Raw genomic sequence first — 14,967 nt, forward strand, 5'->3', positions numbered from 1 at the left:
AATTGATATTAATTAACAACTATCGAAGCACGATACTTTAAAAAAAAGTAGCAAAACTTGGCAAGGTGCCACCTTCAAATGTGCAGTTTATGCTAATCAATAGCTGGGAAAATGAGATGTACTTTAGTTCCTTTTTCTTTTTGTGATTCAATAGTCATACTTCCACCTAGTTTCTTCATCCGCTCATTTATATTAAATAGACCATACCCTCCATCAATTTCAAACTGATTTTTTTCTTTCTCCACGTCGAATCCCTTTCCCTTGTCTTTAACAATGATATGAATTTGATTATGCGTTCGTTCGAGTTTTACAGTCAGCTCGTCTATGCCCGCATGCTTAATTACATTAAAGCAAAGTTCTCGTACGCTTTCATACAGGACCAAATGATTTTCTTCACTAACACGTTTTGGATTTCCGTCATCCTCTATAGTCACTTCTAAGTTATAATTGCTCATCTGTTCTGCCAACCATTGCATCAACTCTACAAGGTTATCTTTTTCTAGGATTGGCGGAGGTTTAAGCATATTGATAAACTCTGAGGTTTTGTCATTTGCTTTCAGCAGGAGCTCTTTTAAATCTTCTATCTTTGCAAGTATTCCCTCTTCCTTTACTTCCCCTCGCAACTGGTCTGTTTTAATAATACATAAAGCCAGTAGTTGCCCCAAGTGGTCATGAATCAACTTACCGATCTTATGACTTTCTGTGGTTTGTGCTTTATTTAATCGATAGATCAGCTCCTGAAGTTGATTTTTATAATCCTTCAAATTTAAAGATTGCTGAGATACATCATTGTTGATCAGTTTATGCAGTTTCGTAAGTTCGCTTTCCGCTCGAACCCTATCGGTAACATCAATAGCCATTTTAATGATACCCTTAATATCACCTTTGTAATCTCGAATTGGACTGTAAGAGTAATCAAACCAGACCGTTTCCTCCTTATCATTTCGATATACCGGGAATTTTACGTTGTTTATCAAAACGGGTTCACCGGTGGTTAGAACCTGGTTAATTTGCCGCCCGACAATTTCACGAGCTTCGCTGGAAATTTCTTTAAATGATTGTCCCATCACCTTTGGATTTTTGCCCAACAAAGGTCGATACGCATCATTATAAATACTGATCAGACTCTCTCCCCAACATATTAGAATAGGTATTTTGATCTCCAAAATCGTTTTAAATAGTCCAGAAAAGGCTTCCGGCCACTCCTCCATTGGCCCCAGCGGGGATTCCTCCCAATTATGGCCGTGTACTAAATTCTCCACATCTTTCCTCGGCTTCTTACCTGACATATAACCCTCACTTTTAGCTTAAGCATTAAAAAATATACTGAGGAATATGCTTTTGTGCTAGCACTTTTCTTAAGAGGAAACTGAATATAATAAAGCCAATAGGGTTTGTAGATACGGGAAAGTCATATAATGTTCAGGCGGTTAATATTCGGCCCTCGCGTGGAAAATTGCACTGGAAAGGTGATTTGGAAGACATGAGGACTGACGAGAAGTGATTTTAGTAGATACCAGCGTATGGGTTGACTATTTCAATGGCATAGAACACAAGCAAACCGAAAGCCTTGACCGGATCCTTTCTGAGCAGTCAGTTCTTGTTGGAGATATTATTCTCACCGAAATTCTACAAGGTTTTGATATCGACAAGAATTTAGGTTGGCCAAACAAGCTCTTAATCCGTTAGACTGTGTTCATTTGGGAGGGAAGACTCTGGCAATAAAAGCAGCATCTAATTTTCGTTTTCTTCGATCGAAAGGAGTAACAATTAGAAAAACGGTAGATATGCTCATCGGAAGTTGGTGCATTGAACATGAAGTGGAGCTACTCCATCATGATAAAGACTTTGACCAAATAGCAACCCAACTGCCACTACAAATTTATGCTGATTAGTGTTGTACACCTAACGACCTTGCGCATAAGGGGCGCCCTGTACGGGTAGCCTCGCAAACCTGCTGGCCCCAGCCTATAAACCCGAACGCCTAAGAGGGACACCGAGCCCGTGCGCGGGATTGGGGAATAGGCTGGCTGGCCGGCCGGAGATCTGGGATAGTAGTTCCCAAAGAGCTACAGCTTCTGCCCATTGGCGGAGGATAAGCCCGAAAAGGGGTTTGGATGCCGGCAGGTAATCCGAACGTGATCAAACGAAACCGGTTGCCAGTAACAGGTTATGGTTATAGGATTTATTGAGTAAAATTAAACGAACACCTAGGTGAGGACTGTCTGCTTGACATTTTCCTTTTTAAAGGGGTTATAGGGCATGTTTACAAAATTGTTAAACAGCTTTATCATTCTGAAATAAAGCGTTATAAATTTTCGAAGGAATGCAATAATCAACGGTACTGACAAGTATAGCAACAACAAATAATACTCCTCCTAACAAATAGCCCCATAGATATAGTGATTGATAAAACAAATAAATTATAACACCTAAGCAAATAGAAGCAATTCCACAGGCAAATTTTGCTTGAGCACTTCTCGGTGGGAGTTTAGGTCTGTTAAGCCAATGCCGCAAACTGTGATTATAGAGATAATCAAATGGATGGTAAGGCAAAAAAACTGTCAAAGCAGCAATTAGCATGGCCACTGCTAAGATGGGAATATTTGTTAAAATAAGACCAGTAGTGAATAATAGTGTACACATTTGATAGGCAAACCGATTGCCGACTGCATGTTGACAAATTTCATCTTTGCTATATCCCAAAGCATAACCTTGCTCTTTAATTCGTGAAATTCGAGCTTCGGAAAGGTTAGAAACATCTCCTATATTTTTATTTGTTTCCATAGCATATCACATATAACTACAAAATCTCTTTTTATAAAATAATCTATTTAGTAGTAATTCGGGCAACTAAAATATTGTGAATGGTTAAGCCCTATAACGACCTTGCGCATAACCTGCGCACGGATTGATATTGAATTAGCAACTAACGAAAGAAGAGACTCAAAACCAAGAGGGGCAAAGAATGGGCGAGGCGTGTCCCCCTTAATGCGCAGGATCTTTCCAAAAAGGAAGTCCTCACTTAGATTAGAAGTATCAACTGTAACTAATCCAAGGAGGACTCCATGACCTATGTAGGAATAGATCTTCACGCTAATAATATGGTAAATGTAGCACTTAACGGCAATGGGAAGGTGATAAGGGAGGCAAAGCTGCCGACGTCCCGGCGATCACTGGAAGATTTTTTCGGCGACTTCGAGGGGCCCGTTAGGGCAGTGGTCGAATGTACGAGCAACTGGTACTGGCTCAGTGACTGGTGTCGGGCGAACGGCGTCGAGTTGACGCTGGTTCACGCGAAAATGGTTAAAGCCATCAGTTATGCTAAGGTTAAAACCGATACCGTGGATGCGAAGACGCTGGCCGAACTGCTCCGGGCGGACCTTATCCCGGAAGCCTACCAGGTACAACACGACCGGCGGGAGCTGCGGGAGTTGACCCGCGGACGCCTGCGGCTGATCCAGTGGCGCGGAAAGCTGCAGTCTGCGTTGTGGGGTCAGGCTATCAAGTATAACGTGCAGATCGGCGGCACGCAGTGGCGCTATCTGGATAAGCTGGGCGACTGGCTGGGGCCACAGCTGCCCCCTGCTGCGAACCTGCAAGCGCAATTATTAATTGAACAAATCAGCCAGGTGCAGAGCCATATCCATCGCATCGAAGAAGAGATTGAGAAGCAGGTACCCTTTGAGGCCTCCGCCGAGCGGCTGATGGCGGTGCCGGGGTTGGGCAAGGTCGGTGCTTGGACCATCTTGGCCGAGATTGGCGACATCACCCGCTTTCCGAGTGCTAAGCAGTTTGTCAGCTACTGTCGACTAGTACCGGGTAGTAAAAACAGCGGAGGGAAGAGCAGACATAAATCAGGAAACAAGGATGGCAACAAGTACCTGCGGGCAGCTTTCGGCCAAGCGGCCGTCTCTGCCTACACTCATTATAAAGTGGTAAAGAAATTCTACCACAAGATTAAACGCCGAAGCGGCCGCCCGGTAGCCCGAGCCGTGGTCGCCAAGGAACTGGCCAAAGGCGTGTGGTATATGTTAACAAGAAACGAAGAGTATAAAGGATTTAAGGGGCAGCCCGTAAGAGCTGCAGCTTCTGCCCATTGGCGGAGGATAAGCCCGAAAAGGGGTTTGGATGCCGGCAGGTAATCCGAACGTGATCAAACGAAACCGGTTGCCAGTAACAGGTTATGGTTATAGGATTTATTGAGTAAAATTAAACGAACACCTAGGTGAGGACTGTCTGCTTGACATTTTCCTTTTTAAAGGGGTTAGGCATTAACTATCTATTTGTGTATTGACTTTTAGTCCCTTTACATAATAGATATTCGATGCAAAGAAGAGAGAAAAAACAAATAAAAAAGCAAAATAACCTTTTAGCCCTTCTGGTGTATTTATTATTAAAAGACCTAAAGTTGTTAAAAAGAAGGCGAAAAAATATAACGCGCAACTCCAGTAACTTAATTTTTCTGACCACTTTAGAAATTTTAATGTCAAGGGGCTCGGTTCGAATGGATGTCTATTAGCTGCTAAAAACCATTTGCCAATTTTTATAGCTATTCCTTTGCAGGCCTTTATTGCTCTCTTGCTTGACTCAAGTTGAAGGGTTTTTGTAATAAATGATAAGACCTTGACTAATATAGCTACAGATAAAATTAATTGGATAAAAGATGAATATTCTCCTTGTAGAAGGATATAAGCAATACTCTCAAGTAATTTATTCATAATCTATTTTTGTTTGGGGTTAATGCCTAACGATTGGCGCATAACCGGCGCAACAGGATCTTGATGAATTGCACGTTCTGAAAATGTTTCCCCAAAAGCAAAGGACGCAACCCTGGTATGAGTTGCGTCCGCGTTTATGCGCGGGTTAGCCAAACTTTATTTGATTGTGATGGGCACTCTTTTGTTGTAAAAATAATTTTCCCCGTCTTCACTTACGATATAACCAACCCTTAAGTTGAACTTACCTTTATTTAAATCAAATCTGACAGGTATTTTATTTAGTCTTTCATTGAGTTCGTAAAAATTATTTTTTACTAGAATTCTATTATCATCTTCATCTCTTTTTATGATAGAAAGATAAATTACATCAATTTTATTCAAATCTACTTCTTCATGAATTATTAAGTTTATATCAAATTTAGAATTCGGCTTAATTTGCTGAGGAATGGTATTAGTGGTAAATAATCCTTCTGATGAATATTCATAGTGTGATTCCAATGAATATTGAGTCCTACTATTTGCAGGCATTGATTCAAGTAGTTTCTCTTGTAGCTCCTTACTTTTATCAATTGTACTCTCCAAATTTTTAATCGTTTGGTCATATTCTCTTTCTTTTTCCCTTAATCTCGAGTTCAAAGAGTCAATTTTACTTTGATCTATTGAGGAAAGTAGAGAGTCAGTTATCTGTAACCTTTCATCAACTTGTTGATAGATAGTATTTTCAATCGATTCTATCTTTGAGTATCCAAAAAAAGCTAATATGAATAGTATGACTGAAATAGATGTCGCTATTATTTTTAAACTTCTTAACCAAGATTTATAGTCAACTCTTACCTCGAATAATTCATCTCTTAATTTTTCATAATCTGAGTTTTGTTCACTCGAATCCATTATCAAATTTTAGATTAAGTTAAGTTTGGCTAACGGTTTGGCAAATAAGCGGCTTGTACTTACCGCTTAGGAGTTAGTAAATATGTATGATTTTTACTACAACCAAAATAATTTACCTACGAGCAAACAGTGTACAAGTCCGCTTAATTTGCTTTGTTAGCCACATTTAATTGCCACAAGATAAAATATCAGGAATAATACTTTCACCACCGCCAATATTAAAAACTGCTGTAATTGGACTTGAATTATAAGGTGTTATTTGGGCAACAAACCTATCATGATTTTGCATTTCTTTTAGGAAGTCGGTTACACCCCTAGGAAAGAAGGTGGCTTGTGAATCGGTGGAAAGACTCCATCGGCTAGTTTGAGACTCATCATCTCCTAACCTATATGTAACTCGGGCATTATCTCCTAAATATTGACCCCAGTTTATATAAAAATTTATTTCAAAACTTTGACACCTAGCAACTAAAACAGGACTTCTGCCATATTCATTTGTTCCTTGGCTTGCTTCAATAACACCGACTACAGTTTTTGTATCATCAAGTGGGTTCGTTTTAGTTTGAACTTGCCAATCTCCTGCACTTTCAGATTGATTTAATCTATCTAATAATAAACGAGCTTCTTCAGCGAGCAAGTCGTACTCACTAAGTCTTTCATCGTTTGATTCAATTTGTGAAATCTGAATAAGCTTTTGAACGTAACTTTCAAAACTTTCGGATTGTGCTTGTACATTTGATGTAAACAAAACAATTAGTGTAGCAAGTAGAAGTTTTTTCATTTGTACCTCCCTAGGTTTAATGTGGCTAACGACATTGCGCATAAGCTGCAGGCGCCGGAGTGTCGAATTAATTACAAAATGAAAGGTTAACTAATAAACGGGAGCGTGGCAAGTGAGGGCGAGGCCTGTCCGAGTTAATGCGCTGGTTAGCTGGTTGGCTTATCAATATTCTCAAATTCAAAACCTAGATCTAACAAGGGACCAAATGGAAACTTGGTTAAAGTTGCTTCCATTTTCCCATTATCATCTTCGATTTTTACTAATCCAACAGCAAAATTTATAGCCTTCTCAATTTCATTATCGAACAGGTTCATTAGTTTCATCGCATCATCTCTTAGAATCGCCTTTTCTTTAGAACTAACCTTCTCATCAATGCCCTTTATGTAGTTTACTGCAGACTCAAAAAGTTTTAAAGGGTCAATTTCTTTAGGCTGTTCTTTTAGTTTTTTCTTTTCTATTTCCTTCCATCCGTCAAACTTATTTAATAAAACATCTCTGTCAAGATGCCAACTTATTTCTGAGTTATAAGTTTGTTCTGACTTATCTTGTAAATTTGCGGTTGCTGTCGCGGTAATCGGTTTTCCAACATGTAGAACAAAATTCCTGAGTTGATAGATAATTGAATAATCATCTGTTTCATCATAAAAATGAGATGTTGTTTCATCAAAGTGTTCAAACATCTCTGAATTTTCTCCATAGCTTCGTTTTAACCTTGTTTCGGTATGATCAAGAAATAATCTGAATGCCATGAGTACGTTTGCAGCATGTCTGTTTACATTAAACAAAGCATTTAATTTCTTTTCTCTGTCAAAATGTTGAGGATTGAATTCTTTGGGCAATTCTGAAAAAGAATGTTCGAATTGGATAAAGTTAGCTTCTAAAATTGATACTAAATCAAAATCCCTGTAATAGTAATTCAATTTTGAGTGAATCCTATCAAATTCATTGAAAGTATCTCTGGAGATTTCTCTGATCAGGGTATAATCACCACCATGAATTGCAAAAGTGTAAGGTTTCCTGTTTTCCATGAATTGAATTACTTGTTAAGCCAGCTAACGACATTGCGCATAAGCTGCAGGCGCTAACGTGTTGAAATTATTTACAAATGAAAGGTTAACTATAAAAAGTGAGGCTGGCAAGAATAGGCGAGGCCTGTCCGCTTAATGCGCGGGTTAGGTTCCACCGACCAGTATTTCATGAATTTGAAGATAAATATTTCCTTTTTGGGCTGCTGCTCTTCTTTTTCTTAGCAATAGTTTGATTAGGTCAATTCTTCCTTCTAAAACTGCCATTAAATCACTACCGTCCATCAAAATCATTAGGCTTCGTCCAGAAGAATGGACTTCAACTGCATCCTGTGAAAAGCCATTAATTGAGAGAAAAAGTCCTAAGGTGTTTTCAAGTTTTCGCGATAGTTTACCTGCTAAGCTATCTAAATCTTGGGCATTAACTGGATTATTTTGCCACTTACATTCAAATAGATAATCAGTGTTTTCAAATGTAAAAGCACCATCAATCTGTTCAGCTTTGATTTTAAAAGAAGCTTTGGGATCGAGATCAAAAAGCTCAAATAAATCCTTCAGGATCGTTTCTAACTGATAACCTCTTTGCTGTGGATCATCAGAAGAAAGCAATTCATAATAAACTTTTTTAAGCTCTTTAAGCTTTTCTTTGACAGCAGTGGTCTCCATCATTTTTTGATGGGCTTCTTCACGTCTTCTTTCAATTTCTTTTTCTTCCTCCAAAATATCTTCAAGACCTTTTATTTGTTCCTGGAGGGCTTTTACTGAATCTTCAGCTCTTTCAATTTTTTCTTCACCATCTTCGATACGTGCCAAATGACTAAAGTCTTTAACTTTGGCTACATCAGTCATCAACTTCAAAAGCTTTCTTTGATATACATCTTCGTTTCGAGCAAGAAAGTCAACAAGGTTACCTACCACATTTCTTTTATAATCATCCCAATTAAGTTTAGCAATTAATTGAGAATCTTGGAGGCTGTGAGATAAGAAACTTCTTAAATCAGACTTAAACCAGTAAATGTAAGTTAACGCCTCTTTTAAAGCATGAAGAGCAGCAGGTGAAATTTGTTTTGTATGATCTCTATTCTTGGTCATAAATTGATGAAGTTTTTAGGTGGACCTAACGACATTGCGCATAACCTGCGCACGGATTGATGTTGAATTAGCAACTAACGAAAGAAGAGTCTTAAAACCAAGAGCGGCAGGGGCATGCTCACCAAAGCTTTGGGTTTGAAGCGTAGGAGAGCGAGGTGCGTCCGCGTTAATGCGCGGGTTAGGCAAACTGCAACAATAGAATTAGGGCAGCGAATTAAAAAGGCTCCCCAAAAAGAGAAGCCTTGAATTGAAATAATTTTGAGGAGGATGGTTAATCCTTTTTAAACTCAATACCCGAATTTGGGTATTTCTTTTTTAGTTGATCAGCTACTTGTTGTCTAATTTTATTCACTTCACTCTGGCTTGGACCATTTATTGTCGGATTAGTTTGGAAAATACGATCTAAAATACTTTCCAAAACCCCGATTCGAAATTCATTCTCAAGTATCTGGTTTGAGTCTACTTCTCCAAATTTTACTCCCATAATGTAATCTTCTTGATTTGTTAAAATTAATAAAGGCTATTTAAATAGTCCGTAATAGTTAAAAAGTCAACATTTTATTTTAATACATACTTAAAAAATTATACTCACTGCAATGGGGACAAGGAATCCGAACTATAAAGCCAAGTTTTTCTGTCTTTTCTGCATCAATCTGGTCTATGAATTCCTGATCAAAACTTGGATTATTATTTTGCTTTGATTGCGACTCTTCTGAGTTATCATCTGATGCAATTTTTAAAATATCTCTTCCAATTTTCTCTCGACATTTTTTACAATAAATAGTCTTTTCAAACATAAATTAGGGTATTTGGTTTTAAGTTTGCCTAACGACATTGCGCATAACCGGCAGGCGCTAAGATGTCGAATTGGTTTTAAAACAAAAGATTAACTAATAAATGGAAGGGAGGCAAGGAGATGGCGAGGCCTGTCCGCGTTAATGCGCGGGTTAGTTGCACGGGTATTTATTTATAATTCTAATAAACTTTGACCATTAATTCTTCTAACCATTTCAAAATAGAATCCTTTGATGATGCAAAACTCTCTAAATCTTGACGAGTTATTAATGCGATATGGTAGTCTTCTTTTGAAGACCGTTTTAATTCAGTTACCACTTCCCTTGAAAAGCCATTGAAACCAACAAAAATCCCAATTTTAACCAGTTTTGAATGATTTCGTAATTTACCTTCAAAATCTCTTAATTCCGCTGTACCAACTTTTTCCTTCCAGTTTTTACATTCTATAAAAATTAAGGGACTAGAAAATGCATTCCAGAAGGGTTTGTTAAGGTCATTTTTCACTAATAAATCTATTTCTTCATCACCATTCGAATATTTTTTATCAATTACATCTAGGCCCGAAATATTCGAGAAAATTATGTCAGTTATATCTTCTAATGCTTTACCTTTTAAATAATTTGAACCTGAAGGAATGTTGTCAATTCTATCCAGTTCTTCAGTGATCTTATTCTTTAAAACTAACTTTTTTAGATTTTCTTCTTCATTAATTATCGACTCAAAAAACTTATTGAAGATATTGACCTTTTTTATCAAGTGATTTGCTGATTTTTCTTGGAAATTCTTTATCTCTTCTGGTTCTTCATATAAATCAGCAAGGTCTAAAATGACTGGCTCTTCCTTTGGATGAGATTCAAGAAGAAATCGAAAATATATTATTGATATAATTTCTTGGTAATCCCTTTCTATATCATATTCAAACAAGTTTGAAATTATGAAAATCCAAGGAGGGTATTTTAAAGTTCTACCAAAAAGAAATTGATGAAGATCATGTTGGACATAAATAGAACCACTATTTGTACTGCTTGGTTGGATTGAATAACTGTTCCCGTCTTTACTTTGAACCGTAGATTCTTCTCCATGTTTTGAAGCCTTCAATAAAGGAAGTATAAAATTAATGTAATCCTGAAGTTCCTCCGAACGTGATAATCTTGGGAATTTTTCTAAGTGATCTGAAATTTTTTTCTCAACATCTCCATTTTCGCGGTGATCTTCTAAATCATATTTCAATGAAAACAAATAGTCTTCCCTTAGTTCTTCATAAATACTTTTGTAGAAGGTTTCAATTAATTCCCAATCAAAGCCCCATTGATCTAACTTATTTAAAGCTTGCTCACATGTAGTTTTATATCCAAAGTATAGTAACTCTTCTTCCTCATCTATCACTTCCGAATCTTCAAAATAATCGTCTTTGCCAAACAAAAATGAAACATGCGGTGGGAGATAATATTTCCAGGATAGTTCTTCATCTCCTATATGTAGGTTTGAATAATGACCCATTCTTTTTTTTAAACTGTTTTGAATTTAGAGTGAATTTGGGAGTGCAACTAACGACCCTGCGTTTAAGCGGCGAGCCGAGTTGTTAAAATTAAGATTCCGAACCCTAAACGAGTCCGCTTGAAACGCTTGTTAGCCATTTGATAGTTTAGTAATCACCAACTAAAGGTGGTAATTTGTGAAACCAAACTGCATTAAATACATGAACACAATTCTTTTGTAGCCATGTATCCCATTCGTCAGGATTACGAGTTATTATTCTGTTATTTGACTCGTTTTCACAAAGTTTAAGTAGAATTTTATCTAATACATCGATTATTATTTCAAGGTCATCGGCAAATATTTCAGCAAAATCCCACCATTTTGTATGACTTGGATGTGCGCCAAAATGATTTCTAAGGGTTTCAAGGTCTTCTAAATAAGCAATTAAATCTGGGCTTATACTTAGCGATTCTATTTTGCTTAATCTATTTCCAGATACTTGATCTAATCTATTTTGACAATACTCACTGATCACACTTATACAAGCAACAAATGCAGTTACTGACTCTTCAAAATCATCTTGCTCAAATAGTTTTATACCTTTCCAATAATTATAAATGGTCCTATGGATTAGCGGGTCTAAGCAATTAAGTATTGATATCCAATTTTTGAATTCTTCTTTGAGTTCAAAGTTAGGATCAATATTCACTTTCTTGTATTCAGGAAGTTTTATGTCGTCAATGTTAAAATATTCTAGGTGTGAGGCATAAATTCCTTTGAAACGAAAATCACAAGCCCTTTTATAGGTTAAGGCAATAGCGCCTGTTATGTTTAAAGCTCTTGATCTTGCAATAAATTGTTCTGCGAAATGAAGAAAAAATTTAACTATGTCCTGAACATCTTCATCTTTTATAAACCTCCAGCCTCTTTTCCAGGATGGGGTAATAGTCCCAACAATTAATTCTTCATTAGTATTTTGATAAAGTATTTCACCTGAAGAACTGTATTCTAAACTTAAATATTCAGAATTACTGAGTGGTCTTAATACAATATACTTTTCAGTATTTCTTGTTCGAAGCTCTTCCCAAAATTTATTGTCAATTACATCTTTTAGTTTGTCAACTTTACCCTTTGGAAGATGGTAATCCTCAATTGCCCATCTTATAAAATCATTTTTAAATTGTTTTATACTCAATTTGTAATGGGATTTATAGACTATTTAAATTTCACAAATTAGATCTTCGTTATCGGACCACTGTTTTGCAATTTTATTATGATAAGTTGATAGCCATCGGTATTTATTTTTTACTTTTTCTGATTTAGCATTTTTGAAAGCTAATTCTATTTGTGAAGAATGGACTTCTAAACAGTGCTCGGTATTTTTTTGATAACCTTGGTTTCTAATTGTATCTCTTTCTTCCGCAGTTTCTGCCGCATCAAACTTTTTACGTTGCTCTGCATCAGTTTGCCAGTTAATATTTTGTAAGACAATTTCTAGATAGTTGATAAAGTGAAAGGTGTTATCTCCAGAATCATATAATTCAAACATGCTTTCCAATACACCGGAATTATCACCATAAAATTCTTTTTTATCGGGATGATTCTCAAACTTGTCATAAAGATCCTTAGATAGTGCAATAACAGGAACATCAGCACTTCCCTCAACTTTATATGCTTGTGTCAGACTTTGACTTATGACTATATGATCAGTGTTATACCACCATCCTGAATCAATACCTCCCCTTAAAAAAATTGATTGTTGAATGCATCTTATTTGGGCCAGAGCAATTCGTACAAATTCAAACATATACCCATCAAAAGTACCTGTATATACAGTTGATTCTGATTCAAGGGGAATGTTAATTACAACACAATCAGAAAAAGCTAAAACCGTTTTTGTGGGTAGATCCGAATCCATTGCATCTCTCTCTGGATCATTGTATTCAAACTCTTCTTGAACTTTCTTAATCTCATTTGCAACATTGTTTATATCCTCAAGTGTATTTGAATTCAGTACTTTATTTCCGAAGCCTAGGATATCAATAAATCCAGTAATACCAGCTGATATTTCGTCTTCTTGAATCATACTTATAGCTTTGAGTAAAAATGGCTAACGACATTGCGCATAACCGGCGCACGGATTGATGTTGAATTAGCAACTAACGAAAGTAGACTCTTAAAACCAAGAGCGGCAAAGAATTGGCGAGGTGCGTCCGCGTTAATGCGCGGGTTAGGGGTTAAGCTAATTTCTAGCATTATATTCGAGTAGGGCTTTCATTGAATTTAAACCTTGGGCTTTAAAAACCTTGGCTATATCCCAACTTGAACCTTTTGTCTTGAGTGAATCAGATTTTGAAAGTAATTGTTTAGGAGAATCAGTTAGATTTTCTAAATTTGAAATTGCTTCTTTTTGTTCTTGTGCTGTGATATTTTTTTGAGGAATTGCAAGCATAAAGTAGTATGAATTAAAAGCTACCGTTGGCATATCAATCTTTTCAATATCTGCAGATAAAGTAGTAACACGAGTAAATTCAGGAGGTAACTTTCCAGTTTTTTTAAACTCTGGAGGTGCTTTTATTAATTCACCAAACTTCAGTTTGTAAGGTGTAATTAATTTTAAATAAAGTTTTATATGGGTAGGCCTATTTTCACCATGTAATATATATTTTTTTAGTTTCTGTAAACTTTTGAATCTAGTTTTATTTACTCTAGAAGAGTTATATAGTATTTTGAGAAGGCTTCGCAACAGTAGATCGTAATCATACTTGAAAATAATTTGTTCATCAGTTTCAACATAACTTGAGAAATATTTGTCATGTAAATCACAGATATATTGATCAAGCGTTGAGAGGTAGTCATTATTGCATTTTTCGCAAACATCTTTGATAGTTAAATCACTTCCAAAAATCTTATTTTTTCTACTAAAGTAACTTATCTCTTGGTCTGGATTTCGTTTGTTAATGCAATCAGGAATGACATGTTCCTTCGTTAGGTTTTCTTTGCTTCCGCAGTAAGCACATTCTCTAGTTGAACTCATATTTATGTTTTTAGCTTATACCCCTAACGACCTGGCGCATAAGGGGCGTGAAAAATGACGCTGATTATGTTTTAAAATGTACTATGGAACTGAACAAATCGAAACCGGCAGTCGATGGGCGAGGCACGTCCCACTTAATGCGCGGGTTAGGCATACTTTTATTTAGTTTTGATAAGTTGTTAACTCTCCATTTTCGAAGTAGAGATAAGTTCTTTCAGTTCCATCTCCATAAACCCATTGCTCATCTCTATTTTCAGCTGTAACAGTGCTATTTATATCATCTGGTTGTCCCCATGATAGACGAGCTTGTTTTTCTGACATGCCGATCACAATTTCTTGGTTTTTAATTGCATATTTGATCTCTGATGGCCAAGATTGATTAATGGGATTTTCAGAAAAAAAGAACTCTTTATTATAGGGTAGAGTTGTAGTTTCATTTTTGAAATTTTTAACCATCAAAATAACTGAAGAAACCGTTTCACTTTGCATATACTCATTTTCTCTGTTGAAACTTACGGGTTCAATTCCGACAATTTTTACATTTTCTAAATGAGTTAAATCAGAGCCTGAATAGATACCAAAATCAGCCCTTTTATCGACCCATACAGAATCTCCAACCAGTTTTTTTGCTTCATCATAGGTTTCTTTTGAAGTATACTGCATTTGTCCAACTCCAGTATTAGTGTATGCAATACTACAGTCTGAAAGGACAATTTTGTAATAGTAATTAGTAAATTGGACATTACTTAAAACGCCTTGCTTTTCAGCAGCGCTATTATATTCTGCCTCAACTTTCTCAATAATTTTTCCTTCCATTTCTGAATACTTTTTAAAGGAAAGGTTACCAGCAGTAAGTGAAGGCTTTACCTTTACTAATGGAAACCCATTGGAAATCATACTATTAGCCATCTCTTTTTGGGACGCACTGTATTGAGAATAACCAGTAGTACTTTTAGGATTTTTAGATAAAATTATCTCTTCACCATCAAGAGAATTATAATTACAAGGTTCCATTTTTTCAGGTTCTTCAACAGAAGGCCGGTAGGGATTGCCAGCGTTTGTACTCATTCCAGGATTTGTATAAGGGGAACTAAAGCACCCTGTTAAGAATGGAACGAGAAAAATTAAACCAAGTAGTTTTTTCAT

General features: G+C 36.5%; 16 protein-coding genes. 2 read left to right on the top strand and 14 right to left on the bottom strand.

The features are described from left to right. Window positions 1-92: 92 nt before the first annotated feature. Window positions 93-1,289: a sensor histidine kinase gene (locus FCN14_RS02965; protein WP_138429599.1), complete on the bottom strand. Its 1,197-nt coding sequence runs from the start codon at window positions 1,287-1,289 to the stop codon at window positions 93-95. A gap of 372 nt (window positions 1,290-1,661) precedes the next feature. On the opposite strand from FCN14_RS02965, the gene vapC reads away from it, so the two are divergent. Beyond that, entirely contained in the window at window positions 1,662-1,895 is a 234-nt protein-coding gene (gene vapC / locus FCN14_RS15865; protein WP_212747551.1) for a type II toxin-antitoxin system VapC family toxin, read from the top strand. Between the two features lie 382 nt (window positions 1,896-2,277). Here the strand turns inward: vapC and FCN14_RS02975 are convergent, their stop codons facing one another. Next, the gene (locus tag FCN14_RS02975) at window positions 2,278-2,787 is read right to left on the bottom strand and encodes a DUF4395 domain-containing protein (protein WP_138429600.1); all 510 of its coding nucleotides are present in this window, start codon (window positions 2,785-2,787) and stop codon (window positions 2,278-2,280) included. 281 nt (window positions 2,788-3,068) lie between these two features. On the opposite strand from FCN14_RS02975, the gene FCN14_RS02980 reads away from it, so the two are divergent. Then, the gene (locus tag FCN14_RS02980) at window positions 3,069-4,145 is read left to right on the top strand and encodes an IS110 family RNA-guided transposase (RefSeq protein WP_138429601.1); all 1,077 of its coding nucleotides are present in this window, start codon (window positions 3,069-3,071) and stop codon (window positions 4,143-4,145) included. A gap of 129 nt (window positions 4,146-4,274) precedes the next feature. On the opposite strand, the gene FCN14_RS02985 is transcribed toward FCN14_RS02980, so the two are convergent. From FCN14_RS02985 to FCN14_RS03040, 12 genes are all read right to left on the bottom strand, one after another. Then, window positions 4,275-4,721 (bottom strand): hypothetical protein, encoded by a 447-nt coding sequence (locus FCN14_RS02985; protein WP_138429602.1) that lies wholly within the window; start codon window positions 4,719-4,721, stop codon window positions 4,275-4,277. A gap of 156 nt (window positions 4,722-4,877) precedes the next feature. After that, window positions 4,878-5,612: a hypothetical protein gene (locus FCN14_RS02990; RefSeq protein ID WP_138429603.1), complete on the bottom strand. Its 735-nt coding sequence runs from the start codon at window positions 5,610-5,612 to the stop codon at window positions 4,878-4,880. A 166-nt stretch (window positions 5,613-5,778) separates the two neighbouring features. Continuing rightward, window positions 5,779-6,393, bottom strand: a complete 615-nt coding sequence (locus tag FCN14_RS02995; protein WP_171032786.1) for a type VI secretion system-associated protein TagO — start codon at window positions 6,391-6,393, stop codon at window positions 5,779-5,781. Window positions 6,394-6,539: 146 nt separating this feature from the next. Beyond that, window positions 6,540-7,421, bottom strand: a complete 882-nt coding sequence (locus FCN14_RS03000; protein ID WP_138429605.1) for a hypothetical protein — start codon at window positions 7,419-7,421, stop codon at window positions 6,540-6,542. Between the two features lie 144 nt (window positions 7,422-7,565). Next, a complete protein-coding gene (locus FCN14_RS03005) occupies window positions 7,566-8,510 on the bottom strand; it encodes a restriction endonuclease (RefSeq protein ID WP_138429606.1) in 945 nt (314 codons plus the stop codon). Between the two features lie 271 nt (window positions 8,511-8,781). Continuing rightward, the gene (locus tag FCN14_RS03010; RefSeq protein ID WP_138429607.1) at window positions 8,782-8,994 is read right to left on the bottom strand and encodes a hypothetical protein; all 213 of its coding nucleotides are present in this window, start codon (window positions 8,992-8,994) and stop codon (window positions 8,782-8,784) included. A 79-nt stretch (window positions 8,995-9,073) separates the two neighbouring features. Continuing rightward, window positions 9,074-9,307 carry a hypothetical protein gene (locus tag FCN14_RS03015; RefSeq protein ID WP_138429608.1) on the bottom strand — a complete coding sequence of 78 codons (234 nt, stop codon included), beginning with the start codon at window positions 9,305-9,307 and terminating at the stop codon, window positions 9,074-9,076. A gap of 178 nt (window positions 9,308-9,485) precedes the next feature. After that, a complete protein-coding gene (locus tag FCN14_RS03020) occupies window positions 9,486-10,805 on the bottom strand; it encodes a restriction endonuclease (RefSeq protein WP_138429609.1) in 1,320 nt (439 codons plus the stop codon). A gap of 145 nt (window positions 10,806-10,950) precedes the next feature. Beyond that, window positions 10,951-11,979 carry a hypothetical protein gene (locus tag FCN14_RS03025; RefSeq protein ID WP_138429610.1) on the bottom strand — a complete coding sequence of 343 codons (1,029 nt, stop codon included), beginning with the start codon at window positions 11,977-11,979 and terminating at the stop codon, window positions 10,951-10,953. Window positions 11,980-12,003: 24 nt separating this feature from the next. Then, window positions 12,004-12,870 carry a hypothetical protein gene (locus FCN14_RS03030; RefSeq protein ID WP_138429611.1) on the bottom strand — a complete coding sequence of 289 codons (867 nt, stop codon included), beginning with the start codon at window positions 12,868-12,870 and terminating at the stop codon, window positions 12,004-12,006. 156 nt (window positions 12,871-13,026) lie between these two features. Then, window positions 13,027-13,821, bottom strand: a complete 795-nt coding sequence (locus FCN14_RS03035) for an HNH endonuclease (protein ID WP_138429612.1) — start codon at window positions 13,819-13,821, stop codon at window positions 13,027-13,029. A gap of 162 nt (window positions 13,822-13,983) precedes the next feature. Continuing rightward, window positions 13,984-14,967, bottom strand: coding sequence for a hypothetical protein (locus tag FCN14_RS03040; protein ID WP_138429613.1), 984 nt, complete (start codon window positions 14,965-14,967; stop codon window positions 13,984-13,986).

The organism is Fodinibius saliphilus (genome assembly GCF_005869845.1).
Lineage (GTDB): Bacteria > Bacteroidota > Rhodothermia > Balneolales > Balneolaceae > Fodinibius > Fodinibius saliphilus.

Excerpts from the sequence above, each read along its gene's own strand:
- FCN14_RS03010 (WP_138429607.1), bottom strand. The coding sequence starts at position 8,994 with ATGGGAGTAAAATTTGGAGAAGTAGACTCAAACCAGATACTTGAGAAT.
- FCN14_RS03015 (WP_138429608.1), bottom strand. The coding sequence starts at position 9,307 with ATGTTTGAAAAGACTATTTATTGTAAAAAATGTCGAGAGAAAATTGGA.
- FCN14_RS02975 (WP_138429600.1), bottom strand. The coding sequence starts at position 2,787 with ATGGAAACAAATAAAAATATAGGAGATGTTTCTAACCTTTCCGAAGCT.
- FCN14_RS02990 (WP_138429603.1), bottom strand. The coding sequence starts at position 5,612 with ATGGATTCGAGTGAACAAAACTCAGATTATGAAAAATTAAGAGATGAA.
- FCN14_RS03040 (WP_138429613.1), bottom strand. The coding sequence starts at position 14,967 with ATGAAAAAACTACTTGGTTTAATTTTTCTCGTTCCATTCTTAACAGGG.
- FCN14_RS02965 (WP_138429599.1), bottom strand. The coding sequence starts at position 1,289 with ATGTCAGGTAAGAAGCCGAGGAAAGATGTGGAGAATTTAGTACACGGC.
- FCN14_RS03005 (WP_138429606.1), bottom strand. The coding sequence starts at position 8,510 with ATGACCAAGAATAGAGATCATACAAAACAAATTTCACCTGCTGCTCTT.
- FCN14_RS03035 (WP_138429612.1), bottom strand. The coding sequence starts at position 13,821 with ATGAGTTCAACTAGAGAATGTGCTTACTGCGGAAGCAAAGAAAACCTA.
- FCN14_RS03020 (WP_138429609.1), bottom strand. The coding sequence starts at position 10,805 with ATGGGTCATTATTCAAACCTACATATAGGAGATGAAGAACTATCCTGG.
- FCN14_RS03000 (WP_138429605.1), bottom strand. The coding sequence starts at position 7,421 with ATGGAAAACAGGAAACCTTACACTTTTGCAATTCATGGTGGTGATTAT.
- FCN14_RS03030 (WP_138429611.1), bottom strand. The coding sequence starts at position 12,870 with ATGATTCAAGAAGACGAAATATCAGCTGGTATTACTGGATTTATTGAT.
- FCN14_RS02980 (WP_138429601.1), top strand. The coding sequence starts at position 3,069 with ATGACCTATGTAGGAATAGATCTTCACGCTAATAATATGGTAAATGTA.
- FCN14_RS02995 (WP_171032786.1), bottom strand. The coding sequence starts at position 6,393 with ATGAAAAAACTTCTACTTGCTACACTAATTGTTTTGTTTACATCAAAT.
- FCN14_RS02985 (WP_138429602.1), bottom strand. The coding sequence starts at position 4,721 with ATGAATAAATTACTTGAGAGTATTGCTTATATCCTTCTACAAGGAGAA.